The sequence below is a fragment of the Microbacterium sp. CFBP 8794 genome (genome assembly GCF_014841235.1).
GTDB lineage: Bacteria > Actinomycetota > Actinomycetes > Actinomycetales > Microbacteriaceae > Microbacterium.
In genome coordinates, this window is sequence record NZ_JACYTT010000001.1 from 406,882 (window position 1) to 433,209 (window position 26,328).

Below are 26,328 nucleotides of genomic sequence, written 5' to 3' on the forward strand. Positions count from 1 at the left end.
ACCGACCACCGTCAATCGTCACCATAGAGCAGGCGGTCGTCAGTGCCTCCGCCGCCCGCAGGCCCCCTCGCCGCCGTCTGCTGGATCGTCGGGTTGGGCTCCTTATTCAGCGACCGGACCGTCGATCGGCTGGGCGACCCGACGTGGCGTACTCCACGCGGGGCATCAGCGCCTCGGCGACGGAGACCTCGGTCGTCGTCATCGAGACGTGGATCTCGCGGGGCACCCGCGGCGTGGCGCCCCGCGGGCGTCTGGCGGCACCGGGGCGGCGCACGGCGTTTTCAGGGTGCTCAACGGGGCGGCACACGGCGCGAGAAGAGGCCGCCCGATCGAGAGACGGGGTGCTCATCGCGACCGCGCCCGCGACCGCGCCCGCGCGACGGGCGGCGCCGCCACGCGCGGGCCGACGACGTTGACGACCTCGCCGACGCCCTCGATGACCAGGCGCACCTCGTCGCCCGGTTCGAGCGGACGGGGATCGAGCGCCCCGCGACGCCCCCAGAGCTCGCCGAGGCATCCGCCGCCTCCCACCGTTCCCGAGCCGAGCACGTCACCGGGGACGACGACGGAGTTGCGCGCCGCGTAGGCCACGAGCTCGGGGAAGGGCCACCCCATGTTCGACACGAGGTCGTGCCCGACGAGCTCCCCGTTGACGAACAGCTCCGCGCGGACGGCGAGGAATCCGTCGGCGTCGAGGTACGGCTCCAGCTCGTCGGCCGTGACGATCCAAGGCCCGAGCGTCATCGCGAAGTCCTTGCCCTTCGCGGGTCCCAGGCGCACCTTCATCTCGCGCGACTGCAAGTCTCGCGCCGACCAGTCGTTCATGACGGTGTAGCCGAAGATGTGGGAGGCGGCTGTCGCGGCATCCACGTTCTCACCGGTGGAGCCGGGCGCTGCACCGATGACGACGGCGAGTTCGAGCTCCACGTCGAGGCGCTGCGTCTCGGGGATCGCCACGACGTCGCCCGTCGCGCGGACGGTGTGCGGATTGGTGAAGTAGAACGTCGGGGCCTCGTACCACTCGGGCACGACCTCGCTCTTTCCGTCGACCGAGGCGCTCACGCCCTCGACGTGCTCCTCGAAAGCCACGAAGTCGCGGATCGACGCCGGCACCAACGGGGCGAGCAGGCGCACCTCGGCCAGGGGGCGCGCGGTGTCGGTGTCACGCCGGGCGAACAGCGCCGGGAGCGCGCTCAGACCCTGAGCGAGCACCTCGGCGACCCGCAGGCCGTCGGGAAACGGGACGACGGTGTCGGCGTCGATGAAACCCTCCCCGACATCGGCGCCGTCGGCCCAGCGCGCGATCCTCACGCGTGCACCCGGGTGCGCAGCAGGTCGGCGGCGTTCTCACCCAGGACGGCGCGGACGGCCTCGTCGGGCAGTCCCGCCCCGCGCACGAACGCGACGGGCTCGTCGAGACCCATGTCGAAGGGGAAGTCGCTGCCGAGGAGCACGCGGTCGGCCCCCGCCACCTCGACGAGCCAGCGCAGCGCCCGCTCGTCGTGCACGACGGTGTCGAACCAGATCCGCGAGAGGTACGTCGACGGCGCGTGCGCGCAGCCGTGCGCCTCGGGGCGCACCCGCCACGCGCGGTCGGAGCGCCCGATCGCGGTGGGGAGATACCCCCCGCCGTGCGCGGCGACGAGTCGGAGTCCCGGATGCCGATCCAGCACGCCCGCGAAGATCAGGTGCGACAGCGCGACGGCGTTCTCGGTCGGCTGCCCGACGGTGTTGGAGAGGTAGAAGCGGTCGAGGCGCTCGTCGAGCGAGCAGCCGAACGGGTGCAGGAACACCACGGCCCGCAGTTCCGCCGCTCGCGCCCAGAAAGGCTCCAGACGCGGGTCGCTGAGCTCGACGTCGCCCGCGAACGACGAGATCTCCACACCCGCGAGACCGCGACCGAGCACGGCGTCGTCGAGCGCGTCGACGACGAGGTGCGGGTGCTGCAGCGGCACGACGCCGAGGCCGACGAGGCGGTCGGGGGCGGCGGCGACGTGCTCGGCGATCAGGCGGTTCGCCTCACCGCTCGCCCAGGTCGCGAGACCCTCGTTCGCCCACGGGTAGAAGTGGTTCGGCGAGGGGCTGACCCACTGCCGGTCGACGCCCTGCGCGTCCATCGCGGCCAGACGGGCGCCCACGTCGGTGAGGCGCGGGAAGCGCTCGCCGATCATTCGGCCCGAGGCCTGCAGGCTCTCGACGCCGTTGCGCCGCCGCTCGAGGTCGGCCGCGGCCTGCACCTCGTCGGGCACGCGACGCTCGACCTCGGCGTGCAGGCCGGGCATGAGCAGGTGCGCGTGGACGTCGGTGATCTCGCCGTTCGCGGCGCCGTCGCTCGTGAGGCTCACGCGCGGGCCGCCGTGAGCTGCGCGACGCCGAACATCAGACCGCCCATGTCGGCGTCGCGGACGCCGTCGAGCTGCCACTGCCCGAGCTGCACCGAGGCGTCGACGATGGCCTTGGCCCGTTCGACGCGGCGGGCGTGGAACTCGTCCCACAGCGCCTGGTCGACGGCATCCCGGTTCACGAGGAGCTCGCTCAGCACGGCCGCGTCTTCGAGGCCCTGGGCGGCGCCCTGGGCGATCGTGGGAGGGCAGCTGTGCGCGGCGTCGCCGATGACGACGGCGCGACCGCGGTTCCACGGCGCCTCGACGAGGTGGCGAGTGAACCACGTGTAGTTGGCGTCGGCGCCGGCCTCGATGTCGGCGCGGATGTGGTTCCACGGGCCGTCGTACGCGCGGGACTGCTCGACCATGATGCGGCGGGCCTCTTCGGGCGTGGCGCCGGAGCGGTCTTGAGCCGCCTCGACGAGGAAGGCGTACATCGTGTCGTCGCCGGTGGGGGTGTACCCGGCGATGTACATCGGTCCGCCGTAGTACAGCTCGCTGCGGTCGACGTCGGGCGGGAGCGACACGAAGGTGCGCCAGATGCCCATGCCGGTCTGCTCGGGCGCGACGTGGATGCCGATCATCTCGCGCACCGCGGAGTGCAGGCCGTCGGCCCCGACGAGCAGGTCGAACGTGCCCGCGGGCTCGCCGTCGACCTCGATCGCGACGCCGTCGTCGGTCTGCGAGACGCGTGTCACGCGCTGACCGAAGTGCACGCGCGCCCCGTTCTTCTCGGCCGCGGACAGCAGGATGCGGGCGAGGTCGGGGCGCGACATGCCCATCGTGGAGGGGTAGTCGGGACCACCGGTCTTCAGGTCGGGGAGGGCGGCGACGACGGGGGCGCCGGGGCCGGGGGCGCGCAGGTTGAGGCCCTCGAACGCCTTTCCGGCTGCGGCGATCTCGTCCCACACGCCGAGCTCGTCGAAGACGCGCAGGGCGTTGCCCTGCAGCGTGATGCCCGATCCGCGCGTGGACAGCGCGGGCTGGGCGTCGTAGAGGTCGACCTCGACGCCGGCCTTGCTGAGGAAGATGGCGGTGGCCAGGCCTGCGACGCCGGCTCCGGCGATCGCGACTTTCTGAACGGCGGTCATGTCAGAACCTCTCTGTTCTGGGACGGGGTGGGGGATTACAGCAGGGCGACGGGGTTCACGGGCGACCCGACGGCCCCGGTGATCGGCAGCGGCGGCGCCGAGAGCAGGAACTCCCAGCGTCCCGCGGAGGCGCAGTGTTCGGCGAGCGCGTCGAGGTTCCACATCTCGCCGATCGTCAGGCCCATGTTCGGGATGACGACCTGGTGCAGTGGCTGGAACGCCGGCACGTCGAACTCGTTCGGTCGCACCTCGAAGCCCCAGGTGTCGGTCGCGATCGCGGCGATCTCGGTGCGGTGCAGCCAGCCGGCGGTGGTGAGCGAGAGCCCGGGGGCGGGGCCACCGGCGTAGTCGCCCCAGCCGTCACGACGGGCGCGCGTGTAGTGGCCGGTGCGCACGAGCACGATGTCGCCGCGACCGATCCGCACCCCCTCGGCCGCCGCGCACGCGTCGAGGTCGTCGGCGGTGATGGCGTGACCGTCGGCGAGCTCGCCGGTCTCGGGCGCGAGGTGGCGGCCGAGGTCGAGCAGCACACCGCGCGAGACGATGACGTCGGCCGCGTGCTCGATTCCGGTGACCAGGTCGCCGTCGCTGGTGACGACGTCGCCCGCGCGGCGGCCGTTCCATGCGAAGCCGTGGTCGAAGATGTGGCCGAGGCCGTCCCACTGGGTCGAGCACTGCAGGGGCATCGAGATGACGTCGTCGGCTCCGCCGATGCCGTGGGGGAAGCCCTGGTTACCGCGCTCGGCGTCGGTTCCCGTGTCGGTCATCGTGTGCACCGGATTGGTGCGTCGGCGCCAGCCCTTCTGCGGGCCGTCGGTGTCGAAGGGTTGCGACAGCGAGATCGAGACGCCGTCGCGCACCAGTGCGGCGGCCGCCCGGCGTTTCTCGGCGTCGATGAAGTTCAGGGTGCCGAGCACGTCGTCATCGCCCCACCGCCCCCAATTGCGGTAAGCCTCGGCGCGCGCCGCGATCTCGGACTCGGGGTTCTGGCGGTCGAGGTCGGCCGGGTTCTCGGACGGCGTCATTCCGCGTCCTCCGCCACGCACCGCACGACCTGGGTGCCGAGCGCGCCGATGGTTCCCGTCATCACGTCGCCGTCGCGCAGGAAGCGCTTCCAGTGCTGTCCGTTGCCGGCGGGGCTGCCGGTCAGCAGCAGGTCGCCGGGCAGGAGCGGGTGGGTCTGCGACGCCGCCGAGACGAGCGCCGGCACGTCGAACAGCAGGTCGGACGTCGAGGCATCCTGCATCACCTGACCGTTCAGTTCGAGGCGCACGGGGGTGTCGGCGGGGTCGACGAAGTGCGCGGGGACGAGCAGCGGGCCCGTCGGCAGGAACCCGGGCGCGTTCTTCGCCCGGTACCAATCGGTGCCGATCTCTTTCATGTCCTTGCGGAACACGAGGTCGCGCGTGGTCACGTCGTTCACGATCGTGTACCCGGCGACGTGGTCGAGGGCGTCTTCGCGCGAGACGCGGAACGCCTCGCGGCCGATGACGACGGCCAGCTCCAGCTCCCAGTCGTGCACCTCGCTGTACGCGGGCAGGACGAGGGGAACGTCGTCGCCGACGACGCAGGCGGTCAGGCCGATGAAGAAGTACGGCTCGCCGCTGCGGGCGCGCTCGTCCATCATGTCGGCGGCGAACGCCCGGGCCTCGTCGGGCGTGCGGTCGGTGTTCTGCGTCAGGCCTGCGGCCACGAGCTCGATGACGTGCTCGCGGTAGTTGGCGCCGGTCTGCAGCACCTGCCGCGGCTCGACGGGGGCGGTGAGGGTGACGTCGGTGATGGGTCGCCACTCCCCCGGCGCGTCCGCGAAGGCGGCGATGCGGTCCCAGTCGGGGTCGGCGAGGAAGACGTTCAGACCGCCGCCCAGCACGGCTGCGTCGAGCGGGCGGATGCGGTCGCCGGCCACGAGGCCGACGCGCACGGCATCCCCGTCGCGATAGCGGGCGAGTGCGTAAGGTGCGGTCGTCATGTCATTCTCACTTTCCCCGACCGGGATCGTCAGTCAGCCCCGGCCCTGCTGGGCGTAGGGGTTCAGCAGTGCGTCCTTGATCTCGTCGGGCACACCCTCTTCGGTGGCGCTGGGGCCGTCGGCGGGCGGGAACGACTCGGTCATCGACATCGGCATGGCGCCGTTGCGGTACATGTTGTTCGAGCCGAGCGAGGGCTTCCAGGTGTTGGCCTCCCAGTCGGGCACGTAGTTGCGGTAGCCGCCCGTGTTCAGCTCGATACGCAGGCTCGACGGCTCGCGGTAGTAGAGGAACGTCTGCTCGCCGATGCCGTGAATGTTCGGACCGTATTCGATCGGCACGCCGTTCTCCATGAGCGTGTCGGCGGCGATGAGGAGCTCTTCGCGGGTGTCGACCCAGAAGGCGTAGTGGTTCACGCGACCGGCACGGCTCGATCCGTCGAGCACGACGCCGAGGTCGTGCGACTTCTCGTTCGTGGTGAGCACCGAGAACACCGAGATGGGCGCCTCGTCGAGCACGGTGCGCGCCATGAAGCGGAAGCCGAGCGTGTCGACGTACCACTGCACGAACGCGTCGACGTCCTTGGCCGCGACTGTGACGTGGTCGAGCTGGCGCGGGGCACCGGCGATCGGGCTGCGCTTCTCGGGACGGTCGGGGTAGATCGAGGCGGTGTGCGGCTCGGCACGGTGACGCTCGACGTCCCAGTGCAGGGTCATGTTGTGCCCCTGCGGACCGGTGAAGCGGAACGCGCGCCCGATGCCGCGTCCCTCGAACCACTCGCCCTCGATGCCGGCGGCCTGCACGCGCTTCGCGGCCTCTTCGAGTGCCTCGGCCGACGAGGTGCGCCAGGCCATGGTCTCGAGAGCCGGCTCGTCGCCCTGGGCGACGACGACGGAGTAGGCGTAGTAGTCGCCCCAGCAGCGGAGGTACACACGGCCGTCTTCGCGGGCGACCTCGGTCAGCCCCACCTGGTTGACGTAGAAGTCCACCGAGGCCTCGACATCAGGAGTCGTGATCGCGACGAACGACAGATGAGAGAGAAGCTTGATCATCTTCGATCCTTTCGGTGAATCGGGTCGTTCCGACTCTTCTTCCACTATCCGACCGAAGTCGGTATCAGGGAACCCGATTCTGTGGATGCCGGACATCGGCCTGACTGATCAGCCCGTCGCGAGAACGTCGTCGTGTCGCAGGTCGTCGAGATCGGCGAGGACCGCCCCGGTGGCGACCGCCTCGATCACCCGACGGAGCCCCAACCGCTCGGCCGATTCCCGCCGCGACGAGACGATCCTGCGTCCTCGTTCGTCGTCGTGGGCGACCTGCGTCGTCATCGTCGCGGCATCCACCCGCACCTCGACCCTCCGCTGGCCCAGCGCGAGCGCCGTCACCGCGCCACCCGCCCCCGACGGACCACCGCGACCCCCGCCCGCGACCGCGCGGGTGACGCTCGCACCCCCCGCGGCGCCGCGGAGCGCGAGGGTGGCGGCGAGCGGGGTCACCGCGCGGGCCACGACCTCGAGCGGGCCCCCGCCCAGCACCCGCGCCCACCCGACGGCGTCGCGAAGAAGGGTGGCGGCATCGGCCGGCGGCCCCCACGCGTCGAGGGTGACGTGCAGCGGGGCGAGGGGCGGTTCCGCATCGGCCGTCACGTCGGCGCGCAGACGTCGACGCACCACCACGACAGGAACGGGCAGGTCGCGCAGTGCACGGTGCACGGCCTCGGATGCCGGACGGGGCTCATCGAGCACGATCCCGGCCGCATCACGGGCGTCGGACACGCGGTCCCACCACGCTCCTCGACCGTCGATCACGCGTACGGGCCCCGCGTCGGTCGGATCGGCGAGCCGGGCACGCGGCGCCAGCTCGGCGATGGCCGCCCGGTAGGCGGGAAGATCGGTCGAGACGGCGACGGCGGTCATGACGCGCTCCCGGCGGGTGCGGGTGCGGGTGCGGGTGCGGGTGCGGGGACGGTCGGGCCGGCGCTCGGGGCGGGCGCGACGACCGAGCCCGGGGCGCCCCCGCCTCGGATCACCGCCGCGGCCGCGTCGGCGACGGCGAGCACGAAGGCCGCGTCGGCGCGGAGCTCGTCGTACTCCATGGCCGTGTCGCCGCGGAGCAGAGCCGCGAGGGCCCCCCATTCGGCGTCGTAGCCGTCGCGCCGGTCGAGGGGATACACGGTCTCGACACCGCGTGCGTCGCGCACCGCGATGCGGGCACTCCCCGCGTGCACGAAGGGCGGCGGGAAGTCGACGTCGATGCGGTCACCGGCCGTCGCGATGCTCACGCGCCAGAGCGAATCCGCCCCCTCGGGAACCATCAGCACGGTGAAGCGCACCACCGCATCGGCCGAGCGGAGCCCGAGATCGAAGCCGATCGGCGCGATCGGGCGCGCCCACGCCACCTCGGTGGCATCCGGAACGAGGTCGCGCACGAGGGGCAGGTCGTGCACGGCGAGTCCGACGATGAGCTGGCGCACGATCGCGGCGCTCTGCGCGGGGTCGGACAGATCCAGCGGGGGCCTCGCCGATCCGGGCGGGGCGGGCAGCGGCTCGCCCATGACGAGCGCGTGATAGCGGTCGTTGGGCGAGAGGCACAGGGTGACGGTGACCGCCGCGATGCGCCGGTCGATGGCATCCAGGTGGTGAGTCGCACGTACCCACGCGGGGTCGAACAGGTGGTTCGTGCCGACGACGAGCAGGGCGCCCGCCGCGGCGCAGGCGGCGACGATCTGCTCCGCCTCGTCGAGGGAGGTCGCCAGGGGTTTCTCGCAGAAGAGGGCGCGGCGACCGGCGGCCAGGCTCGCCCGCACGTGCGCGGCGTGCTGCGCGGGCGGGCTGCAGATGGCCACGACGTCGACGTCGGGATCGGCCAGCAGGGCGTCGAGACCCGACGAGGAGCGGGCGCCGAACCGCTCGGCGATCGCCGCCGCCCGGCCGCTGCCCGCGTCGCTGACGTGGACGAGCCGGAAGTCACCGGCCGTGCGCGCCAGGGTCGGGGCGTGCAGCGCGGCGACCCCCGGCCCCGCCCCGATGATGCCTACGCCCCACGCCATGTCCGCTCCCTCGCGTCCACTTCAGCACAAAAAACGCTGAAGTCAGAGACTAATGAACCATAGATGGGGCCAAACCGGCAGTCGCGGGGCGGGCTTGTGTGAAGATCAACGCATGGCCAACGTGTCCACCCTCCGCTTCGGCGCGCAGACCGATGAGGTCACGAGCCTGCTGCGCATCGTCAACATGGTCCGCCTCGGCGAAGCCGTCACCCGGCCCGAGATCGGTCGCGTCACCGGACTCGGCCGCGGCGTCGTCGCACAGCGCGTCGACCGCGCCGTCGAGATGGGCTTCCTCGAAGACGCCGAGTACGCCCCGTCCTCGGGCGGCCGCGCTCCCCGCACCCTGCGCTTCCGCGCCGAGCGGGGCCGCATCGTCGTGTGCGCCCTCGGCGGGCTCCACATCCACGTGGGAGTGACCGACCTCGACGGCGAGATCATCGACGAGGCGCACCGCGTCTGGGACATCGCCCGCGGCCCCGACGAGACGCTCGCCACCGCCACCGCCATGGTCGATGAGTTGCTCGCCGGCGACGACGGCTCTCCCGTCTGGGCCCTCGTGGTGGGCCTGCCCGGACCCGTCGACTTCGAGACCGGACGCCCCGTGGCCCCGCCGATCATGCCCGGCTGGAACGGCTTCGACGTGCGCGGCGCCTTCGAGCAGCGCTACGACGCCCCCGTGTGGGTCGACAACGACGTCAACCTGCTGGCCGCCGGCGAACGCGCACGGCGCCGCGACGAGGGCGTCGACCTCATCTACTGCAAGGTGGGCACCGGCATCGGCGCGGGGCTCGTGTCGCACGGGCGTCTGCACCGCGGCGCCAACGGCGCGGCCGGCGACGTCGGCCACGTGCGCGTGCCCGGCGCCGAGCAGACCTGCCGCTGCGGCAAGACCGGGTGCCTCGAGGCCGTGGCCGGCGGGTGGGCGCTCGTGCGCGACGCCCGCGCCGCGATCGCGGGGGGCGCCACCGGCGCTCTGGCCGCGATCTCGGCATCCGGCAAAGACCTCGCCCCCGAAGACATCGCCCTCTCGGCCGAGCGGGGTGATGCCCTCGCCATCTCGCTCGTGCAGGCCGGGGCGCGTCAGATCGGCGAGGCCGTGGCCGCCCTGGTCAACATGTTCAACCCGAGCGTCATCGTGATGGGGGGTGCTCTCGCCTCGGCCGGCGAGCTCTTCCTCGCCGAGGTGCGCCACCGCGTCTACGAGCTCTCGCTGCCGCTGGCGACGCGCGACCTGACGATCAAGGTGAGTGAGAACGACAGCCGCGAGCCGCTCCGCGGGGGCGTCGATCTCGCGCAGGAGCAGCTGTTCGAGATCAGCCTTCCCCGATGGTTCGGCGAGGGACGCCCGACGGTCGCCGCGGTGCACGGCACGGTCGACTAACTTCTTCCTTTTTTCGACATTAGTCGTTAGGTTGTGAGCGGAAGCGCGCCACGGGGTGCGCCGCGACACGAGGACGTGCCCGCCATGACCCTTTCCGCTCTGCGCGACGACGCTCTGCGCTCGTCTCCCGAACGCTCCGGCGACGTGCCCGGCGTCTCCGCCGGCACCGAGGTACGGCTGTCCCTGCCGTGGATCCGTTCCCTGCCGCTCGCGAGCCTGCTCGACCCCGTCGTGCATGTCGGAGGCCGTCGATACGATCCCGTCATCGTGCTCGGCGATCGCCGCCTCGCCGCGGCCGACCTCGCCGACGAAGAAGGGTGGTGGTACCTGCAGGATCGCGTCGTATTGGGAATCCCGGATGCCACGACCCCCGGCATCCACGAGGTGTCGGTGTCGTTCCGGCTCCAGATCCCGTACCTGCCCGGCGGGCCGGGCGATCCCCTGCGTCTGCCGTTCGTCTTCACGAGGGAGCTCGAGAGGGACGCGACGGCGTCGAGCGTGTCGCGCGATGTGTCGGGCGATGTGGCGCGCGATGTGACCCCCGATGTGGGGCGCGACGCGGCGGGCGATGCGGCGCGCGATGCGGAGGGGCTGTCGTGACGATTCCTGCGGAGTGGACGCTGGCGGCGAGCGCCTTCAACGTCACCCCCGAGGTCGTGCGCGCCGAGCGCTCGGCCCCCGACCTCGCCCTCACGCTCGTGGAGCGCGGCATCGCGACGGCCATCGAGATCGAGCTGGGCCAGATGTGGCGTGGGTTCCCCGACCCGCCCGCCGCCGAGACGACGGCGTTCCACGACCGGCTCGCCGCCGCCGGAGGGCGTGTGAGCATCGTGGGCGTGAGCATCGACGAGTTCGCGCGCGGACGACGGCGCACGGATGCCGAACGCCGGGCGTTCCTCGAACCGCAGCTGCGCGCCGCGGCGAGCGCGGGAGCCGCGGGCGTGCGCCTGCCCATCGGACAGGCCGGATCGCTGCTCGCGGACCTCGTGCCCCTGCTCGACGAGCTCGATCTCGTGCTGTACGAAGAGGCGCAGGGGCATCAGACCCCGACCGATCCGGGCACGGCCACCGCGTACGACCGCATCGCCGAACTCGACACCCCGCGCGTGCGGTTGCTGCTCGACATCAGCATGCTCATGCCGGCCCTGCCGGTCACCTACCTCGAGAAGCTCAAGCGCGGCGGCCTCCCCGCGGATCTCGTGCGGCGCCTGCGCGACGAGTGGCGCGACCCCGCCACCCACGGCGCGGTGATCGACGTGCTCCGCTCCGGCGGGGTGCCGGGACCGGTGCACATGCTCTACATGAACCTGCTGGTGCGCTTCGGTCGCTCGAACGTGGCCGACCTGGCATCCGTTCTGCCCCTGCTCGGGGCGCTGCACCTGAAGTTCTGGGATCTCGACGACGCCGACGGGCGCGTGTCGACGCCGATCCGCGAGGTGGGGCGGGCGCTGCGCGCCACGGGCTTCGCCGGCACGCTCTGCAGCGAGTGGGGCGGTCAGGAGTGGCTCGACGACGACCCGTGGGAGATGACCGAACGGCACCTGGCCCTCGCTCGCACGGTGCTCGCTCCCGCCTGAGCTCCGGCGAGTCGCCACGATCTGTCGCTCAGGTGGGCGCGCGAGCGACAGATCGCGGCGACTCATGGCGCCCCGTCAGCGCGGCTGCAGTCCGGCGGCTCGGTAGATCTCGTCGACCACCCGCATCGTCCCCACGCCGCGGCGGGCGTCGAGGATGCTCGGCGACCCGTCACCCAGCACCGTGACGAGGTGCTCGAGCTGGCGCGCGTAGCTGTTCTCGTCGGGGTCCGCGGCGACCGAGCGCAGCACGGAACCGTCGGTCGAGGTCACCGTGAGGGTCGCCCCCCACTGCGGCACGATCACGCTCGTCGCCCAGAGCGATGCGGCGCTGCCATCGACCCGCACCCACATCGCCCCCGCGTCGTCGCCGAGGAACGAGGCGCGCAGCAGGGCGGGGATGCCACCGGGCAGGCGCAGCTCGGCATCGGTCTGCAGGTCGATCCGCGGATCGGCGTCGGAGATCTGCGCCGTGGCCGACACCACCTCGGGCTCGCCCCACGCCGCGCGCAGCAGGTCGACGGCGTAACAGCCCACGTCCATGACCGCTCCGCCGGCCAGGTCGCCGTCGAGGCGGATGTTCCCGGGCTGCACGACGAAGTGCGGAATGCTGAAGTCGATCTCCACCAGCTTCACCTCGCCGAGCACGCCCGAACCGATCGTGTCGAGAAGGTCGGCGATGAACCCGTGCAGGCGGTAGTGGAACCCGACGAAGGCGCGGCGCCCGGCGGCATCCGCCGCATCGGCGATCGCCGCGGCCGTGGTGCCGTTCGCCGAGAGCGGCTTCTCGCACAGCACGTGTTTACCGGCGGCCAGCGCCCGCGTCGCCCACTCGGCGTGCACGACGGGCGGCAGCGCCAGGTAGACGAGGTCGACGCGGGGGTCGGCCAGGACGGCGTCGTAGTCGCCCCACGCGGGCAGGTCGAGACGGTCGGCGAAGGCCCGCGCCCGCTCGGGATCGCGCGCGCCGATCGCCACGACCTCGACCCCGTCGACGCCCCGGGCCGGCTCGACCATCGCGCGTTCGGCGATCCCGCCCGCGCCGAGGATGCCGACGCCGAGCATCACCCCTCGCCGTGGTAGTACGGCCACGGGTTGATGCGGCGGTCGCCGCGACGGTCGGGCCCGGTCAGCGTGACCTCGCCGGTCGCCGCCCACTCGACACCCCGCGGGAACATGCGGATGAACTCGATGCGACGGAACGTGTCGATGTCGTGGCCGATCGTGATGGTGAACGACCGACCCGCGCCGTACTCGTTGATCCAGGCGAGGGGCTGCTCGGTGTTGATACCGGGGAGCGCCGCGATGCCGCCCTCGGGGATGTCGACCGGGTAGTGCGACATCGGCCACACGGGCGCCTTCTCGTACGCTTCGAGGTCGTCGAAGGTCGTGAGCAGCACCTGGGCACCGTCGTACATCTGCACCCCGACGAGGATGTCGTCGCCGGTGACGGTCCAGGTCGCGTTGATGCCCTCGGTGATCGGATGCCGCGGCTCGGTCGTGCGCAGCTGCGCCTCGCCCCACGGGCGGGGGCGTAGGCCCGTCTCCCACGCGCTGAGCTTGGCTCCGCGCATGACGTTGTACTCCTCGGGGTACCCCCAGCGGTCCTCTTGAGCGGCGGAACCGTGGAACCACACGATGCCCTTGCCCTCGTCGTGCACGAAGCGCAGGATCGCGGCATCCGTCTCGCCGCCGAACCCGGTGGCGATGTCGTGGTAGCCGTCGCGGCCCTCGAAGATGACGATGAGCACGTCGTACTTGTCGATGACGCTCGCGGGAAGGCCGCGGGGATCCTCCACGACGCGGACGGTGAAGCGCCCGGTGTCTTCGAGGAGCGTGGTGATCCACTGGTTGTGCAGGCGGAAGCTGCGGTGCGCGTTGTCGTGCTCGATCGTCATGTGACCCGAGAGGATCAGGACCTTCAGGGTGTCGGTCACGGGTCAGCCTCTCGAGGAGAACGCGGCGTCGAACAGCTGGTGCGGCGGGGTGATCTCGCCGAGCTTGCGCACGAAGGCGAGCGCCTCGGGGCCGCCGACGAGGCGGTCCATTCCGGCGTCCTCCCACTCCACGCTCGTGGGTCCGTCGTAGCCGATGGCGTTGAGCGCGCGGAAGAGCGGCTCCCACGGCACGTCGCCGTGCCCGGTCGAGACGAAGGTCCACCCGCGGCGCGGGTTGTCCCACGAGAGGTGCGAGCCGAGAACGCCGTTGCGACCGTCGAGGCTGGTCGTGGATTCCTTGCAGTGCACGTGGAAGATGTGGTCGGCGAAGTCGAGCACGAACGCGACCGAGTCGAGCTGCTGCCAGACGAAGTGCGACGGGTCGAAGTTGAAGCCGAAGCTCGGGCGGTGGCCGATGGCCTCGAGGGTCTTCTTCGCGGTCCAGTAGTCGTAGGCGATCTCGGAGGGGTGCACCTCGAGCGCGAAGCGCACGCCGACCTCTTCGAACACGTCGAGGATCGGATGCCAGCGCGCGGCGAAGTCCTCGTAGCCGCGCTCGATCATGGCGTCGGAGGCGGGCGGGAACATCGCCACGTACTTCCAGATGCTCGACCCGGTGAAGCCGGTGACCGTCGTGACCCCGAGCTTCGCGGCGAACCGCGCCGTGTTCTTGAGGTCTTCCGCCGCACGCTGCCGCACGCCCTCGGCGTCCCCGTCGCCCCAGACGCGGGAGGGCACGATGTCGTGGTGCCGCTCGTCGATGGGATCGTCGCAGACGGCCTGGCCGACGAGGTGGTTGGAGATCGTCCAGACCTTCAGGCCGTTCTTCTCGAGGATGTCGAGGCGGGACTGCACGTAGTCGGCGTCGTCCCAGCGCGAGACGTCGATGTGGTCGCCCCAGCAGGCGATCTCGAGGCCGTCGTAGCCCCACTCGCCCGCCAGGCGGGCGACCTCTTCGAAGGGCAGGTCGGCCCACTGGCCGGTGAACAGGGTGATGGGGCGGGCCATGGCGGCGGTCCTTTCAGAGAGCGGGAACGGGCGAGCCGACGCGCGTCCACGCGGAGTCGGCGGCACTGCTGCGCTCGACGGCGTCGAGCACGCGCTGCACGCGCAGGCCGTCGTCGAACGAGGGGTGGGGGTCGGTGCCGGCGGCGATCGCCTCGACGAGGTCGACGACCTGGTGGCTGAAGCCGTGCTCGTAGCCGAGCATGTGGCCGGCGGGCCACCACGCCGAGACGTAGGGGTGCTGCGGCTCGGTGACGAGCACCTGGGTGAAGCCCTGGCGCCCCTCGGGGGCGGTGCGGTCGTAGAACCGCAGGCTGTTGAGGTCTTCGAGGTCGAACGCGAGCGCGCCGCGATCACCCGACACCTCGATGGTCAGGGCGTTCTTGCGCCCGGTCGCGAAGCGCGTCGCTTCGAACGAGACGAGTGCGCCGTTCGTGAGGCGTCCGGTGAAGAGGGCGACGTCGTCGACGGTGACGGCGCCTCTCTCGATGCCCCCCGCCCCCTTCGACAGTCCCATGGACCCGTCGGTGGGCAGGGGGCGTTCGGCCACGATCGTGTCGATCGTGCCCGAGACCCTCTCCACCCCGAGGTCGGTCACGAACTGCGTCATGTCGATGATGTGCGCGCCGATGTCGCCGAGCGCCCCGGAGCCGGCGTGCTCCTTCTGCAGACGCCAGGCGAGCGGCGTCTCGGGATCGACGAGCCAGTCCTGGCGGTATGCCGCGCGCACCTGCTGCACGGTGCCGACGGCTCCCTCGGCGATCATGTCGCGCAGCAGTGTGACGGCGGGAACCCGGCGGTAGGTGAAGCCCACCATCGACCGGACGCCACGAGCCCGGGCGCGCCCGGCCGCCTCGGCCATCGCTTCGGCTTCGGCCACGGTGTTGGCCAGCGGCTTCTCGCAGAGCACATGCTTACCGGCCTCGAGGGCGGCGATCGCGATCTCGGCGTGGGATTCCCCGGGCGTGACGATGTCGACGATGTCGATGTCGTCGCGCGCGATGACCTCGCGCCAGTCGGTGGCCGACTCGGCCCAGCCCCATTTCGCGGCGGCCGAGGCCACGGCATCCGCGTTGCGTCCGACGACCACGGTCATCTCGACCGCGCGCGGCAGGTCGAACATACGCGGCGCCTGGCGCCACCCGACGGAGTGGGCGGCGCCCATGAAGCCGTAGCCGATCATGGCCACGCGGAGGGGCTGGGCGTTCGTCATGCCAGGACCAGTTCGCGCTCGACAGGGACGCGGTTGGTGACGTAGCGGCCGGGGCCGCCGTCGGCGCCCGGCATGATCTGCATGTAGAGCAGACGCATGGTCAGGACGACCTCGACGGTGACGGTCTCGCCCGCCGCCGGCGGGGTGTCGAGGTGGATGAGCACGTCGGGGCGGTCGGCGACGAACCAGAGAGTCTCGGACTGCTCGGGCAGTTCTTCGATCCGATATTCGCGGCTCTCGAGCGAGAAGCGCAGGTCGTCGGCGGCGACGGCGACGCCGTTCACCGTGACGCCGACGTTGTCGACGGCCGACAGCCAGAGGCTGCGGTACCAGGGCAGCTGCACCGAGACGGCGAGGCCGTCGTCGGTGCGTCGGACGTCTTTCTCGGCGAAGAGGGAGTTGTGGGTGGCCATGGTGTCTCCTAGGCGAACGTGTCGGTGAAGCTCGCGTGCGCGACGGGCGGCACCGGCTCGAGCTTCTGCGTGGTTTCGGGGCTGTAGGGGTGGTTGGTGTCGCGCACCGGCTCATCGGCCGGCGGCATGAACACGGGCTTGCCGTCGTCGCCGAAGTACATGAGATCGAGGTCGAACGCGCCCTGGTTCTTCAGGCCGAAGCTGACCCAGTTCTCTTCGAAGGGGGCGCGGGCGAGCTCGTAGCAGCGGAAGGTCCAGAACTTCCACTCGCCGTCCTGCTTGCGGAAGTCGATGGCGTACTTGCACCACACCCAGTGCGCCCAGACCTTCTTGCCGAGCACCTCGGTGGGCGAGTACATGTCGGGGAACGCTTCGGCGACGGTCGGGTCGGTCAGGCCCGACTCGGTGCCCGCCATCATCCAGACGCCCTTGGCGGTCTCGCCGTCGGCGGCCACCTCGATGACCGGGGTGTTCGTCGAGTGCAGGATGAGCTTGCCCTCGGGGTGCGGGCGTCCGCGGTGGTAGTCGGTGACGCTCTGCCAGGTCGTGTACTGGCCGGCGTTGGTGTACCGCGCCCGAATGCCCTCGGTGCCCTCCTTCACCCACAGCGGGATGATCTGCTCGTCCTCGAACGCGTTGTGCAGGTACATGTACCGGTTGAACAGGTTCTCGACCTGCCCGCGGTCCTCGGCGCGTTGCGCCAGGGCGTGGGCGGCCTCGACCTGGTCGCGCAGGCGTGCGACCTCGGCGATCAGATCGGCGACGGATGCTTCGGTGGCGGTGTTCGACATGCTCACTCCTTCGTGTGCGCGACGGTTCAGGCGAGCTGATGTGCGGCTGACTGCTCCGCGACGGTGTCTTCGATGGCCGTGCGCATGAGCGTGTGCTGCTTCTTGACGAGGTCGATCGGGTCGCTCTCGCCGAGGTCGCTGAACGCGTGGCCTTCCCACTCGCTCGAGAGGTAGCCCTCGTACCCGCCGAGCACGAACTGCTTCACGATGCGCGGGATGTCCATGGCCGGCTCTTCGCCGTCGGCGCCGATGTCGTAGAACTTCGCGTGCACGTGGAAGATCTGCGGCATGATGTCGAGCCACTCCTCCGGAGCGACGAGACCGTGCATGTTGAAGGCCAGACGCGTGAAGGGTCCGAAGCGCAGGAAGTCGACGCCCTCGCCCGAGAGGTAGTCCTCGAACTTCTGGTTGCGCACGTGCATGGGCGTGGGGTCGTGCCAGATCTCGTCCATGACCGAGAAGTGCTTCTCGTCCATGCCCATCTGCCCGAGGGTGCGCAGCAGCGTCGGCGACAGCGAGTGCATGGTCGACGAGAAGTCGGCGGTGAAGCCGAGGCGGTCCGACTGCAGCTCCTCGTACATCTCGCGCATCTCGAGCACCTTGGGGTCGTTGGGCCCCGACGGTGCGTGGATCTCGTACCCGAGCTTCTGGTCGTACTTCTCGGCGAGGGGGAGCAGGCTCCGCAGCAGCTCCTTGCCGTGCGAGCGGATGACGATCTTCTTGAAGCCGAGGGTGTGCGCGGCCTTCAGCTGACGGGCGAGGAAGTCGTGCTCCTCGTCGAGCGTCATGTCGCGGCTCTTGCGGCGGCCCATGTCGAGGTTCGTTCCGACGGCGCTGGCTTCGAGGCCGTACTTCTCGAGCGAGTCGAACCAGAGCTTCACGAAGTCGGCGTCGACGTCGGGGTACGAGCGCAGCAGCTGCGCGAAGTTGAACTCGACGCCCGGGCCGATGCCCTGGTCGTGCACCTCTTTGATGAGGGTCTCGGGGGTGTACTGCCCCGCGGCGAACTCGCTGGTCATCGAGTAGAGCGTGGTGCCGAGCTTGATGCCGGTTCCGGCGATGCCGTCACTCATGTGAGGGGTCCTTTCGGGATGCGCACGTGCGTGCGCGAAGTCGGGTGCGCGCGGGGGCGCGGAGAGGGGATGCGCGAGGGTGCGCGAAGGAGGGGTCAGGCCCGCACGGCGTGCGAGAGGTGCGCGTCGAGGGCGCGGCGCGCCTCGGCGGCATCCGTGATCATGCGCGAACCGGCCGCTTCGGCCGCCGTCCGCTGCACGAGCTGCTCACCCCGGATGATCTCGAACGGGCTCTGCCAGTGGTTCCAGTGCCAGCCCTCGTACTCGCTCGAGACGGCGCCGCTGTATCCGTTGTCCACCAGCAGGGTGATGAGGTCGGCGACGGGGACCGAGGGTTCCTGGCCGTTCTCGTCGATGCCGAAGAACTTGCCGTGCACGTGCTTCACCCACGGCATGATCTCGAGCCAGTCGTCGACGCGCGCCGGGCCGAAGAGCCCGGTGCCGTTGATGCCGAAGTCGATGCCGAGGTCGGGGCGGCCGTACTGGTGACCGAGTCCGATGAAGCGGCCGAAGCGCTGGCCGTGCTCGGCCTGGTCGGCCGGCGGGCCCTGCTCGTAGTACTCGTCCCACAGGGCGACGACGGCCGAGAGAAGCTCCTCCGAGGCCCCGCGGCGGCGGTACGCCTCGATGAGCGAGGGGGCGAAGCCGCTGACCGTGGCACCCCAGTCCATCGTGAAGCCGAGGAAGGGCGACCCGACCTTCTCGTAGCGGTCGCGGAGCGCGAGGATGCGCGGGTGCGAGGCGTACTGGTCGGCGTGCACCTCGAGGGCGAGCGTGACGCCGTACTCCTCGGCGATGGGGGCGAGGGCCTCCATCGAGTCGGGGGTGATCGAGATCTGCACGCGGGCGATGGGGAAGCCGAGCTTCGCTGCCGCCGCGATCTGCTTGCGCATGTAGGCGAGGAGCTCGTCCTGGTTCATGAGCGCGTCGGGCCGCAGGCCGATGTCGGCGTTGACCGCGAGCGAGGTGCGCACGAGCCCCACCTCGTCGATGAGGTCGTTGAAGCGGCCGGCGAACCGGTCGTCGATCTCGGGGAAGCCGCGGAAGCTCGAGAAACCGATGATCTCCAGTCCCGGGCCGAAGCCTTCGGCCGCGGTCTTGCGGATCAGCTGGTCGAGGTCGTACTCGCGGCCGTGGAAGGCGCGGGTGAAGCTGTAGAGGGTGACGCCCTGGATGGGGGTGCCCTTCTGCTGAGCGGTCATGCGCGGGCCTCCTCGACCTGGCGAGCGGTCATCGTCTTGGTGTCGTGCTCCTCGATGTGGAGCACCTGGTCGTCGGCGATGATGATGTAGGGGATGTAGAGCTCGAGATCGACGCGCACCTCGTGCTCTCCGGCATCCGCGGGGACATCCCCCGACAGGACGGCGGAGTCGGTGGGGAACCACCACTGCTCGGTGTTCGTCTTCATCTCGGCGAAGGTGAACTCCTCGCCGTTCATGCTCCACCGCAGGGAGTCGGCGGGCGCCTCGACGCCGTCGACGGTCAGTGTGGCTCCCGAGATGCAGGATGCCGGCAGCGCCCGGTACCAGGGCAGGCGCACCTCCACCGACGCGCGCCCGTTCCGGGCGGTGAGCGTCCCCTGCTCGATGATGCGATCCGGGATCACGATGACCTCCTCGTCGGTGCGACCGAAGCCGCAGACCTCTTTGTCTTGATTTCTACATTCTAATGTCTGTTTCCTGCATAAGCAAGGAGATCAGGTGAGGGATGCCGCGATCCTCCGCGCCCCGCGCACCGCCAACGCCACCGAGGTGAGCGTCGGATTGCACGCCGTCGACGTCGGGATGACGCCGTTTCCCGCCACGAAGAGCCCCGGCACGCCCCACACCTGACTGTCGGTGTCGCACACGCTCGTGCCGTCGTCGGCGACGCCCATCCGCGTCGACCCCTGGTAGTGCAGCGACGATCCGGGGGGCAGCGTGAACGGTCGACTGTCGAGGGGATCGCCGACGGCCTCGCCCAGGCGCACGATCTCGTGCCGCGCCCGCTCGATGACCTCGTGGTCGCGGGCGGTGAGCCGGTAGTGGATGCGCGGGGCCGGCATCCCGTAGCCGTCGACGTACGCGTCGTCGAACGCCACCCGGTCGTCGGCCTGCAGGTCCTTCGCGCAGAACAACCCCAACCCCACGATCGAGCCCGGCACGACCGGATCGTCTTCGGCGAGGGGGATCGGCGAGGCGTCGAGCTGCATGATCTGCCCGTGAAAGGGCGAGCCGTCGATGAAGGGCACCCAGCTGACACCGCTGTACTCGGCGAGTCCCGTCGCGGGCGCGTCGGCGCCCAGCGGCGGCATGTCGCGCAGGCGGGCCGCGAAGACGATCTGCGCCTGGTCGTTGAGGTAGCGACCGAGGGCGTCGGGACGCACGCCCGAGGCCCACAGCAGCTGCGGCGAGCGGAGGGCGTCGGCGGCGACCACGACGAATCGCGCCGCGACCTCGTGCTCCTCGCCCGAACGCAGGTCGCGCACGACCACGCCCGCCGCCCGCCCCGCCGTCACCACGACCGAGGTCACGAGCGACTCGTCGATCAGCGTGAACCCGGGGTTCTCGCGCGTGACGTCGCCGAGCACCACGTCGGACCCCGACCACACCAGGCGGCCGTCGTCGCGGCGATGCGCGGCCAGCGGCATCCGCTGCACTCTCGTGGCCTCCACGCGGCCCTCGTCGACCGCCGCGGAGAGGCGCTCGCGCACGATCGCACCGAAGGGCGCCCCATCGAACGCGTCGGTGCGCACCCCGAGCAGCCGCTCGCCCTCGGTGAGCAGCTCGTCGAGGTCGGGCAGGAAGTCGATGCGCTCGCTGTCGTTCGGGCGCGGGCAGGCGCCCGTCCAGTGCGCCGACATGCCGCCGACGTTGCTCGACATCGCCGCGACCGGCATGCCGTCCTCACCGTCGAACGCGTAGCCGTCGTCGAGCAGGTAGGTTCCGGGCCGTGCGCCGCGCACCCCGGCCTTCGCCGCGCCGGGGTTGGCGACCTTGGCTCCGCGCTCCCCCGGGCCCTCCGACGCCGCCTGCGCGCGGGCGCGCTCCGCGGGGTCGGCGATGTTCTTCACGTGCGCACCGGGAGGGTTCGACACGGTCGGACCGACCTCGAACATCGCGATGGTCGCACCCGGCGCCTGCTCCGACAGGATCCGCGCGTACGCGGCTCCCGTCGGACCGCTGCCGACGATGACGACGTCGACCGAACCGGGGTACTGCCGGGCGCTCATGCCGAGCGCGCGATCTCGACGACGTGGGCGACCGAGGCCTCCGACGCGGTGGTCGGGTAGTACTCCAGGCCCACCGGGCCGTCGTAACCGCTGGCGCGGAGCAGGCCGAAACGCTCGGTCCAGTCGAGCTCGCCGGTGCCGGGCTCGCCGCGGCCGGGAGCATCGGCGAGCTGCACGTAGTGCACGAGGTCGCCGGCGTTCTCGAGCTCGGCCCGCATGTCCTCGCCCTCGACGGCCGAGTGGTAGATGTCGTACAGCACGCCGAAGTGCGGCGAAGCGACACCGCGGGCGACGTACACGGCCTCCGATGTGCGGTCCAGCAGCGACCCCGGGTGGTCGACGCGCACGTTCACCGGCTCGAGTACCAGGCCGATGCCCGATCCGTCGATCTGGGCGATGGCCTTCTGGTAGATCTCGACGAGCTTGTCGAGCTGCACCTGGCGCTTCCACCCGCCGAAGCCGGTTCCGCTTCCCACGACCATGCGCGGGCAGCCCAGGTCGCGGGCGATCTCGACGCCCTCGTCGAGCTTGCGGAAGAACTCGGAGTGGTCCCACGGCGGGATCATGAACTGCGTGCGGGGCTCGGCGAGCTGAGCGGTCAGCTGCACACCGGTCTCTTCGAGCGCGGCCTTCAGCGCCGGCAGGTCCTTGGGGGTCGAGGGGGCGTCGACTCCGGTCGGACCCCACATCTCCACGGCGTCGAAGCCCGCCGCCGCCGCCGCGCGCACGCGGTCGTGGTAGTCGCCGGCCTCGGTGAAGAGGAGCTCGATGTTGGGGGCGAGTTGGTACACGGGGTGTCCTTTCGGGGGGCGCGGGCGCGACGATCGACGGATGCCGCGCTTCGCGGCATCGCTGTGGGCGGGCTCAGCCCGCGTGGAGAAGGCGTCAGCCCTTCAAGCCGCCGGCGAAGCCCTGGATGAAGCGCTTCTGGGCGAAGAGGTAGAAGGCGAGGATCGGGATCATCGAGACGATGACGATCGCGAAGATCTGGTTCCATGCCGAGACCAGCGAACCGATGTAGTAGTACATGGCGACCGGCAGGGTCTGGTTCGCCGATCCCCCGAGGAAGATCAGCGAGGTAAAGAAGTCGTTCCACACGATGAGGCCGGCGAGGATCGCCACCGTTCCGGTCGCGGGTGACATCAGCGGAAGCACGACCTGGAAGAAGATCTGCGTGCGGCTCGCGCCGTCGATGGTCGCGGCCTCCTCGTACTCGGTGCCGAGGCCGCGGAAGAACCCGGCGTAGAGGAAGATCGCGAGCGGCAGCAGCATGCCGCTGTAGAGCAGGATCATCCCCCACACCGAACCGGTCAGGCCGATCGAGCGCGCCCCGATGTACAGCGGGACCGTCCCCAGTTGCGTGGGCAGGATGATGGCGACGAGGAACAGGTAGTAGACGCCGCGGCTCCAGCGCCGCGTGCTGCGAGCGATCACGTAGCCGGTGAGCGAGCCCAGCAGCACCATGAGGAAGATGCTGCCGGCCGTGATGATCACGCTGTTGAGCAGGCCCTGGATGACGTTCGCGTTGCCGGTGGCCGTGAGGACCTTGGCGAAGTTGCCGAAGTCCGGGGCCGAGGGCGGGGCGAGCGTCGACGACGTGATGACCTCGCGGTCGGACTTCAGCGCCGTCGTGACGAGGAAGTAGAACGGCAGGAGGAAGACCAGGGCGACCAGCCAGAAGCCGACCTCGCGCAACGCGGTGAGCTTGGTGTAGCGGAACATGTCAGTTCTCCTCGGGGCGCTCGGCGGTGGCGCGCTGCTGGATGACGGCGAAGACGAGGATGATCACGGTCAGCAGGAGCGCCAGGGCGGCGCCGTAGCCGAAGTTGCCCAGGGCGAACGACTGCTTGTAGACCTGCGTGGCCAGATTCTCGGTGGCCCCGGCAGGTCCGCCGCCGGTGAGGGCCATGATCTGATCGAACACGCGCAGACCGTTGACGAGACCGAGCGTGGTCGCGATGGCGACCGCCGGGCGGATGGAGGGCAGCGTGATGTGCCAGAAGCGCTGCCAGACGGTGGTGCCGTCGATGGCCGCCGCCTCTTCGATCTCGACCGGCACGGCCGCCAGTCCCGCCATGTAGATCACCATGGCGAAGCCGATGTTCTGCCACACCAGCACGACCAGGACGGTCCAGATCGCCCAGGTGGGGTCGGCGATCCAGGCGCGGGCGACGGAGTCGAGCCCCGCTCCCCGCAGGATCACGTTCAGCGGGCCGTTGAAGTCGAAGATGAACTTCCAGATGTACGAGGTGGCGAGGGGGCTGAGCACCACCGGCATGAAGAAGAGCGTGCGCAGGATGTACCGCGACTTGAGTCCTCGGTTCAGGCCCACCGCGATGCCCAGCCCCAGGATGTTGCTGATGATGACCGAGCCGAAGGCCAGGAACAGGGTGTTCCCGAGGGCGCCGATCTTCGTCGGGTCCTGGAAGATCCGCACGAAGTTGTCGAGACCGACGATCTCGAAGGCCCCGATCCCCGTCCAGTTCGTGAAGGCGAAGAAGCCGCCGATCCCCGTGGCGAGGTAATGGATGCCGAGGACGAAGACGATGCCGGGCAGTGCCCACCACCAGTAGCCGAACTTCAGCTGACCCGACCGGCGGGGCGGGGGAACGCGGCGACCGCGCCCCCCGCGCCGGGGAAGGACCACGCGCTCGGTCTCGGTAGCGACCTGTTGTCCGCTTCGGAGTGTTGTGCTCATGTCCTTCTCGTCATCGTCTCGTCGTCGGCATCCAACGGGCTCACTCGCCCCAGGCGTTGTCCATGTTCTGCAGCACCTGATCGATCTGCGTCTGACCGGTCAGCAGTCCCTGCACGCCCACCTGCAGCGCCTCGTATACGGCCGGGTTGGGCCACACGTTGTTGGGGAGTGTCGTGTAGGACCCCTCGGCGAGGATGTCGACGATCGGGGAGTAGATGGTGTCGCTGAGGTCGAGGTTCTTGTACTCCGAGATCGGCAGCAGGCCCGACACCTCGTAGTACTTCTCCTGCGCTTCCGGCGTGGACAGCCACTCGACGAAGGCCGCCGCGGCATCCTTCTTCTCGGACTTCGCGTTGATCGAGATCGTGTAGTTCGAGCTGGCGAGCACGAACGGCTTCTCTCCCTTGGCGGCCGGGAACGGCTGCACCTTGAAGTTCGCCTCGGCGGGAGCCGCCGACGCGATCTCGACCGCGGAGCCCGACGGGATGAAGCTGCCGATCGAGGTGCCCTGCGCGAGTCCGTTGGTGATGGCGTCGAAGCCACCGCCCTCGGCACCGGGCTGGAAGCATCCGCGGTCCTTCAGGTCGATGATGGTCTGCAGCGCGTCCTTCCACCCGGTGCTCTCGGCGAAGGTCGTGTCGCCCGCGGCACGCTCGGTGTTGAAGTCGGGTTCGACCTCGTAGACGCGCGTGGCGGCGATGCCCTGCGCGGTCAGACCGGCGTTGGGGCCGGCCGCGCCGGCGAGGGCGAGCATGGACTTCCCCTGCCCGGTGAGCGTCTCGCACTCCGCGTAGAACTGGTCCATCGTGGTCGGCCACTCGTCGATGCCGTTCTGGGCGGCGGTGCCCATGCTCGCGACGACGGCGCCGATGGTGAAGTCCATGGGCTGCCCGTAGGTCTTGCCGTCGATCTCGAACAGCGGTTCGCTGCCGGAGGGGACGAGCGAGGTGGCGGTGTCGCCCAGCGGCTCGAGGAAGCCGGCCTCGGCGAGGGGGACGAGACCGCGGGCGTCACCCGAGCCGGGGGTGGTCTGCACGACGTCGGAGGCGTTACCGGCCTGGAACTGCGTGCGGATGGTCTCGCCGTACTTGTCGTTCGGGGTGGGGTTGGTGGTGATGGTGATGTCGGGGTTCGCCTCCATGTACGCCTTCGCGAGCGCCTCGTAGGGGCTCTCGAGGTTGTTCGAGGTGGCGAAGGTGAAGGTGAACGAGTCGGCGTTCCCGTCGCCCGAGCCCGAGCCGGAGCCGGAGCAGCCGGCGAGAACGAGGGCGGCGGTGGCGGGAACAACGAGAAGACCTGCGATGCGCGTGAGGCGACGTTGCTGAGTCATGACAGCCTTTCTGACGACGTTGTCGGCGGACCCTTCGATGGGAGCACCTGTGCTGTGTGTCCCAGTATCAGTGGGATGCGCCGAAAACGCACATAAGTCTTCGCGATGCGGCGCATAAGGCGATGAGGCCGCGACCGCATCGCCGTCAGGCATGAGCTCTGGCCCCGCATAGACGCCATTGATACAGTGCAGGGACAGCTCCCCAGCGAAGGATCACGACGTGGTGACCGATCATGCAACGCTCTCGCGCCTCGACCTGAACCTCTTGGTCGCGCTCGACGCCCTCCTCACGGAGCGCAGTGTCACCCGCGCCGCCGAACGGCTGCACCTGAGCCAACCGGCCCTCAGCGCCTCGCTGTCGCGCCTGCGCACCCACTTCGACGACCAGATCCTGGCCCGCCGCGGCAACACGTACGAGCTGACCCCGTTCGCCGTGCGCCTCACCGAGCACACGACCACGGCACTCGAGGCCGCGCGGCGGGTGTTCGAGAGCCAGGCATCGTGGTCGCCCGCGGAGTCCACCCGCGAATTCTCCATCTACGGGTCGGACTACGGCTTCGTCACCGTCGGCACGATCGTCTCGCAGCTCGCCGCCGAACAGGCCCCCGGCGTGCGGTTCCGCTACATGCTGCACAACCCCGGCATCGTCGAGGACGCGGCGAACCGCTTGCGCTCGGCCGACGCCATGGTCATCCCGCACGGCCCCGTCTCGGGCCTGCCGTATCTCGACCTCTGGCAGGACGATTGGCTCGCCGTCGTCGCCGACGACAACGACGACGTGGGCGACGTCCTGACGATGCAGAACCTCGCCGACATGCCGTGGGTGCTCACGTTCCAGTCGCGATCGGCCTTCACCTCGGCCGCCCGCCAGGTGCAGCAGCTCGGCGTCGAGCCGCACATCGAGGTGGTGCTCGAGAGCTTCCTGTCGGTCGGCCACTTCGTCAGCGGTACCCGCCGGGTCGGCCTGGTGCAGTCGGCCCTCGCCCCGCACCTGCTGCGCATCGGCGGGATCCGCGTCGTCCCCCTGCCGTTCGAGGCGACGCCTCTCGTGAGCGCGCTGTGGTGGCATCCCTCGCACACGCGCGACCCCGAGCACGAGTGGATGCGCGGCCTGTTCACCGAAGCGGGCCGCGTCATCGCCGCCGGCCACGCGCCCGCGTAACCGACGCCCGGTCGCGCGGCCGGCGTCGCCCCCACGGTCGGGGTGC

General features: G+C 70.4%; 26 protein-coding genes. 4 read left to right on the forward strand and 22 right to left on the reverse strand.

Going from position 1 to position 26,328, the window contains the following annotated elements:
• Positions 1-345 precede the first annotated feature (345 nt).
• The 8 genes from IFU19_RS01815 to IFU19_RS01850 all read right to left on the reverse strand — a co-directional run bounded on the left by IFU19_RS01815 (position 346) and on the right by IFU19_RS01850 (position 8,494).
• A complete protein-coding gene (locus IFU19_RS01815) occupies positions 346-1,311 on the reverse strand; it encodes a fumarylacetoacetate hydrolase family protein (RefSeq protein WP_191916092.1) in 966 nt (321 codons plus the stop codon).
• A complete protein-coding gene (locus IFU19_RS01820) occupies positions 1,308-2,345 on the reverse strand; it encodes an amidohydrolase family protein (RefSeq protein ID WP_192012763.1) in 1,038 nt (345 codons plus the stop codon). The genes IFU19_RS01815 and IFU19_RS01820 overlap by 4 nt, the downstream gene beginning before the upstream one ends.
• Positions 2,342-3,475, reverse strand: a complete 1,134-nt coding sequence (locus IFU19_RS01825) for an FAD-dependent monooxygenase (protein WP_192012764.1) — start codon at positions 3,473-3,475, stop codon at positions 2,342-2,344. Before IFU19_RS01825 ends, IFU19_RS01820 begins: the two co-directional genes overlap by 4 nt.
• Before the next feature lie 35 nt (positions 3,476-3,510).
• Positions 3,511-4,500 (reverse strand): cyclase family protein, encoded by a 990-nt coding sequence (locus tag IFU19_RS01830; protein WP_191925286.1) that lies wholly within the window; start codon positions 4,498-4,500, stop codon positions 3,511-3,513.
• Positions 4,497-5,444 carry a fumarylacetoacetate hydrolase family protein gene (locus tag IFU19_RS01835; RefSeq protein WP_192012765.1) on the reverse strand — a complete coding sequence of 316 codons (948 nt, stop codon included), beginning with the start codon at positions 5,442-5,444 and terminating at the stop codon, positions 4,497-4,499. The genes IFU19_RS01830 and IFU19_RS01835 overlap by 4 nt, the downstream gene beginning before the upstream one ends.
• A 33-nt stretch (positions 5,445-5,477) precedes the next feature.
• Entirely contained in the window at positions 5,478-6,494 is a 1,017-nt protein-coding gene (locus IFU19_RS01840; RefSeq protein WP_055832593.1) for a VOC family protein, read from the reverse strand.
• Positions 6,495-6,602: 108 nt separating this feature from the next.
• Positions 6,603-7,361, reverse strand: coding sequence for a hypothetical protein (locus IFU19_RS01845; RefSeq protein WP_192012766.1), 759 nt, complete (start codon positions 7,359-7,361; stop codon positions 6,603-6,605).
• Entirely contained in the window at positions 7,358-8,494 is a 1,137-nt protein-coding gene (locus IFU19_RS01850; RefSeq protein ID WP_192012767.1) for a Gfo/Idh/MocA family protein, read from the reverse strand. The genes IFU19_RS01845 and IFU19_RS01850 overlap by 4 nt, the downstream gene beginning before the upstream one ends.
• 112 nt (positions 8,495-8,606) lie before the next feature.
• Here IFU19_RS01850 and IFU19_RS01855 point away from each other — a divergent pair, with 112 nt between their 5' ends.
• The 3 genes from IFU19_RS01855 to IFU19_RS01865 all read left to right on the forward strand — a co-directional run bounded on the left by IFU19_RS01855 (position 8,607) and on the right by IFU19_RS01865 (position 11,452).
• Positions 8,607-9,875 (forward strand): ROK family protein, encoded by a 1,269-nt coding sequence (locus IFU19_RS01855; RefSeq protein WP_055832589.1) that lies wholly within the window; start codon positions 8,607-8,609, stop codon positions 9,873-9,875.
• 84 nt (positions 9,876-9,959) lie between these two features.
• The gene (locus IFU19_RS01860) at positions 9,960-10,475 is read left to right on the forward strand and encodes a hypothetical protein (protein ID WP_192012768.1); all 516 of its coding nucleotides are present in this window, start codon (positions 9,960-9,962) and stop codon (positions 10,473-10,475) included.
• Positions 10,472-11,452: a restriction endonuclease subunit R gene (locus IFU19_RS01865; RefSeq protein WP_192012769.1), complete on the forward strand. Its 981-nt coding sequence runs from the start codon at positions 10,472-10,474 to the stop codon at positions 11,450-11,452. The genes IFU19_RS01860 and IFU19_RS01865 overlap by 4 nt, the downstream gene beginning before the upstream one ends.
• A gap of 75 nt (positions 11,453-11,527) precedes the next feature.
• Here IFU19_RS01865 and IFU19_RS01870 read toward each other — a convergent pair whose 3' ends face one another.
• The 14 genes from IFU19_RS01870 to IFU19_RS01935 all read right to left on the reverse strand — a co-directional run bounded on the left by IFU19_RS01870 (position 11,528) and on the right by IFU19_RS01935 (position 25,120).
• Positions 11,528-12,514: a Gfo/Idh/MocA family protein gene (locus IFU19_RS01870; protein WP_192012958.1), complete on the reverse strand. Its 987-nt coding sequence runs from the start codon at positions 12,512-12,514 to the stop codon at positions 11,528-11,530.
• Entirely contained in the window at positions 12,514-13,386 is an 873-nt protein-coding gene (locus tag IFU19_RS01875; RefSeq protein ID WP_192012770.1) for a ThuA domain-containing protein, read from the reverse strand. The genes IFU19_RS01870 and IFU19_RS01875 overlap by 1 nt, the downstream gene beginning before the upstream one ends.
• A 3-nt stretch (positions 13,387-13,389) precedes the next feature.
• Entirely contained in the window at positions 13,390-14,394 is a 1,005-nt protein-coding gene (locus tag IFU19_RS01880) for a sugar phosphate isomerase/epimerase family protein (RefSeq protein ID WP_192012771.1), read from the reverse strand.
• Between the two features lie 13 nt (positions 14,395-14,407).
• On the reverse strand, positions 14,408-15,604 hold the full coding sequence (locus tag IFU19_RS01885) for a Gfo/Idh/MocA family protein (RefSeq protein WP_235561547.1): 1,197 nt from the start codon (positions 15,602-15,604) through the stop codon (positions 14,408-14,410).
• Entirely contained in the window at positions 15,601-16,017 is a 417-nt protein-coding gene (locus tag IFU19_RS01890) for a C-glycoside deglycosidase beta subunit domain-containing protein (protein WP_191916081.1), read from the reverse strand. Before IFU19_RS01890 ends, IFU19_RS01885 begins: the two co-directional genes overlap by 4 nt.
• An 8-nt stretch (positions 16,018-16,025) precedes the next feature.
• Complete coding sequence (locus tag IFU19_RS01895; protein WP_055832574.1) at positions 16,026-16,808, reverse strand: nuclear transport factor 2 family protein; 783 nt, start codon at positions 16,806-16,808, stop codon at positions 16,026-16,028.
• Between the two features lie 26 nt (positions 16,809-16,834).
• A complete protein-coding gene (locus IFU19_RS01900) occupies positions 16,835-17,881 on the reverse strand; it encodes a sugar phosphate isomerase/epimerase family protein (protein ID WP_192012772.1) in 1,047 nt (348 codons plus the stop codon).
• Positions 17,882-17,976: 95 nt separating this feature from the next.
• Positions 17,977-19,083, reverse strand: coding sequence for a sugar phosphate isomerase/epimerase family protein (locus tag IFU19_RS01905; RefSeq protein ID WP_192012773.1), 1,107 nt, complete (start codon positions 19,081-19,083; stop codon positions 17,977-17,979).
• Complete coding sequence (locus IFU19_RS01910; protein ID WP_055832566.1) at positions 19,080-19,487, reverse strand: C-glycoside deglycosidase beta subunit domain-containing protein; 408 nt, start codon at positions 19,485-19,487, stop codon at positions 19,080-19,082. Before IFU19_RS01910 ends, IFU19_RS01905 begins: the two co-directional genes overlap by 4 nt.
• Before the next feature lie 90 nt (positions 19,488-19,577).
• Entirely contained in the window at positions 19,578-21,092 is a 1,515-nt protein-coding gene (locus tag IFU19_RS01915; protein WP_192012774.1) for a GMC oxidoreductase, read from the reverse strand.
• The gene (locus IFU19_RS01920; protein WP_070408998.1) at positions 21,089-21,883 is read right to left on the reverse strand and encodes a TIM barrel protein; all 795 of its coding nucleotides are present in this window, start codon (positions 21,881-21,883) and stop codon (positions 21,089-21,091) included. The genes IFU19_RS01915 and IFU19_RS01920 overlap by 4 nt, the downstream gene beginning before the upstream one ends.
• Positions 21,884-21,977: 94 nt before the next feature.
• The gene (locus IFU19_RS01925; protein WP_055832560.1) at positions 21,978-22,814 is read right to left on the reverse strand and encodes a carbohydrate ABC transporter permease; all 837 of its coding nucleotides are present in this window, start codon (positions 22,812-22,814) and stop codon (positions 21,978-21,980) included.
• Between the two features lies 1 nt (position 22,815).
• Complete coding sequence (locus tag IFU19_RS01930; protein ID WP_055832557.1) at positions 22,816-23,790, reverse strand: carbohydrate ABC transporter permease; 975 nt, start codon at positions 23,788-23,790, stop codon at positions 22,816-22,818.
• 40 nt (positions 23,791-23,830) lie between these two features.
• A complete protein-coding gene (locus IFU19_RS01935; RefSeq protein WP_191925272.1) occupies positions 23,831-25,120 on the reverse strand; it encodes an ABC transporter substrate-binding protein in 1,290 nt (429 codons plus the stop codon).
• Positions 25,121-25,343: 223 nt separating this feature from the next.
• Between IFU19_RS01935 and IFU19_RS01940 the strand changes: the two genes are divergently transcribed.
• A complete protein-coding gene (locus IFU19_RS01940) occupies positions 25,344-26,282 on the forward strand; it encodes a LysR family transcriptional regulator (RefSeq protein ID WP_055833182.1) in 939 nt (312 codons plus the stop codon).
• The last annotated feature ends 46 nt before the right edge of the window (positions 26,283-26,328 follow it).

What these genes read in the sequence shown, in the direction of transcription:
- IFU19_RS01825 (WP_192012764.1), bottom strand. Translation starts at nt 3,475, where the DNA reads ATGACCGCCGTTCAGAAAGTCGCGATCGCCGGAGCCGGCGTCGCAGGC.
- IFU19_RS01830 (WP_191925286.1), bottom strand. Translation starts at nt 4,500, where the DNA reads ATGACGCCGTCCGAGAACCCGGCCGACCTCGACCGCCAGAACCCCGAG.
- IFU19_RS01835 (WP_192012765.1), bottom strand. Translation starts at nt 5,444, where the DNA reads ATGACGACCGCACCTTACGCACTCGCCCGCTATCGCGACGGGGATGCC.
- IFU19_RS01840 (WP_055832593.1), bottom strand. Translation starts at nt 6,494, where the DNA reads ATGATCAAGCTTCTCTCTCATCTGTCGTTCGTCGCGATCACGACTCCT.
- IFU19_RS01845 (WP_192012766.1), bottom strand. Translation starts at nt 7,361, where the DNA reads ATGACCGCCGTCGCCGTCTCGACCGATCTTCCCGCCTACCGGGCGGCC.
- IFU19_RS01850 (WP_192012767.1), bottom strand. Translation starts at nt 8,494, where the DNA reads ATGGCGTGGGGCGTAGGCATCATCGGGGCGGGGCCGGGGGTCGCCGCG.
- IFU19_RS01855 (WP_055832589.1), top strand. Translation starts at nt 8,607, where the DNA reads ATGGCCAACGTGTCCACCCTCCGCTTCGGCGCGCAGACCGATGAGGTC.
- IFU19_RS01860 (WP_192012768.1), top strand. Translation starts at nt 9,960, where the DNA reads ATGACCCTTTCCGCTCTGCGCGACGACGCTCTGCGCTCGTCTCCCGAA.
- IFU19_RS01870 (WP_192012958.1), bottom strand. Translation starts at nt 12,514, where the DNA reads ATGCTCGGCGTCGGCATCCTCGGCGCGGGCGGGATCGCCGAACGCGCG.
- IFU19_RS01880 (WP_192012771.1), bottom strand. Translation starts at nt 14,394, where the DNA reads ATGGCCCGCCCCATCACCCTGTTCACCGGCCAGTGGGCCGACCTGCCC.
- IFU19_RS01885 (WP_235561547.1), bottom strand. Translation starts at nt 15,604, where the DNA reads ATGACGAACGCCCAGCCCCTCCGCGTGGCCATGATCGGCTACGGCTTC.
- IFU19_RS01890 (WP_191916081.1), bottom strand. Translation starts at nt 16,017, where the DNA reads ATGGCCACCCACAACTCCCTCTTCGCCGAGAAAGACGTCCGACGCACC.
- IFU19_RS01895 (WP_055832574.1), bottom strand. Translation starts at nt 16,808, where the DNA reads ATGTCGAACACCGCCACCGAAGCATCCGTCGCCGATCTGATCGCCGAG.
- IFU19_RS01900 (WP_192012772.1), bottom strand. Translation starts at nt 17,881, where the DNA reads ATGAGTGACGGCATCGCCGGAACCGGCATCAAGCTCGGCACCACGCTC.
- IFU19_RS01905 (WP_192012773.1), bottom strand. Translation starts at nt 19,083, where the DNA reads ATGACCGCTCAGCAGAAGGGCACCCCCATCCAGGGCGTCACCCTCTAC.
- IFU19_RS01915 (WP_192012774.1), bottom strand. Translation starts at nt 21,092, where the DNA reads ATGAGCGCCCGGCAGTACCCCGGTTCGGTCGACGTCGTCATCGTCGGC.
- IFU19_RS01925 (WP_055832560.1), bottom strand. Translation starts at nt 22,814, where the DNA reads ATGTTCCGCTACACCAAGCTCACCGCGTTGCGCGAGGTCGGCTTCTGG.
- IFU19_RS01930 (WP_055832557.1), bottom strand. Translation starts at nt 23,790, where the DNA reads ATGAGCACAACACTCCGAAGCGGACAACAGGTCGCTACCGAGACCGAG.
- IFU19_RS01935 (WP_191925272.1), bottom strand. Translation starts at nt 25,120, where the DNA reads ATGACTCAGCAACGTCGCCTCACGCGCATCGCAGGTCTTCTCGTTGTT.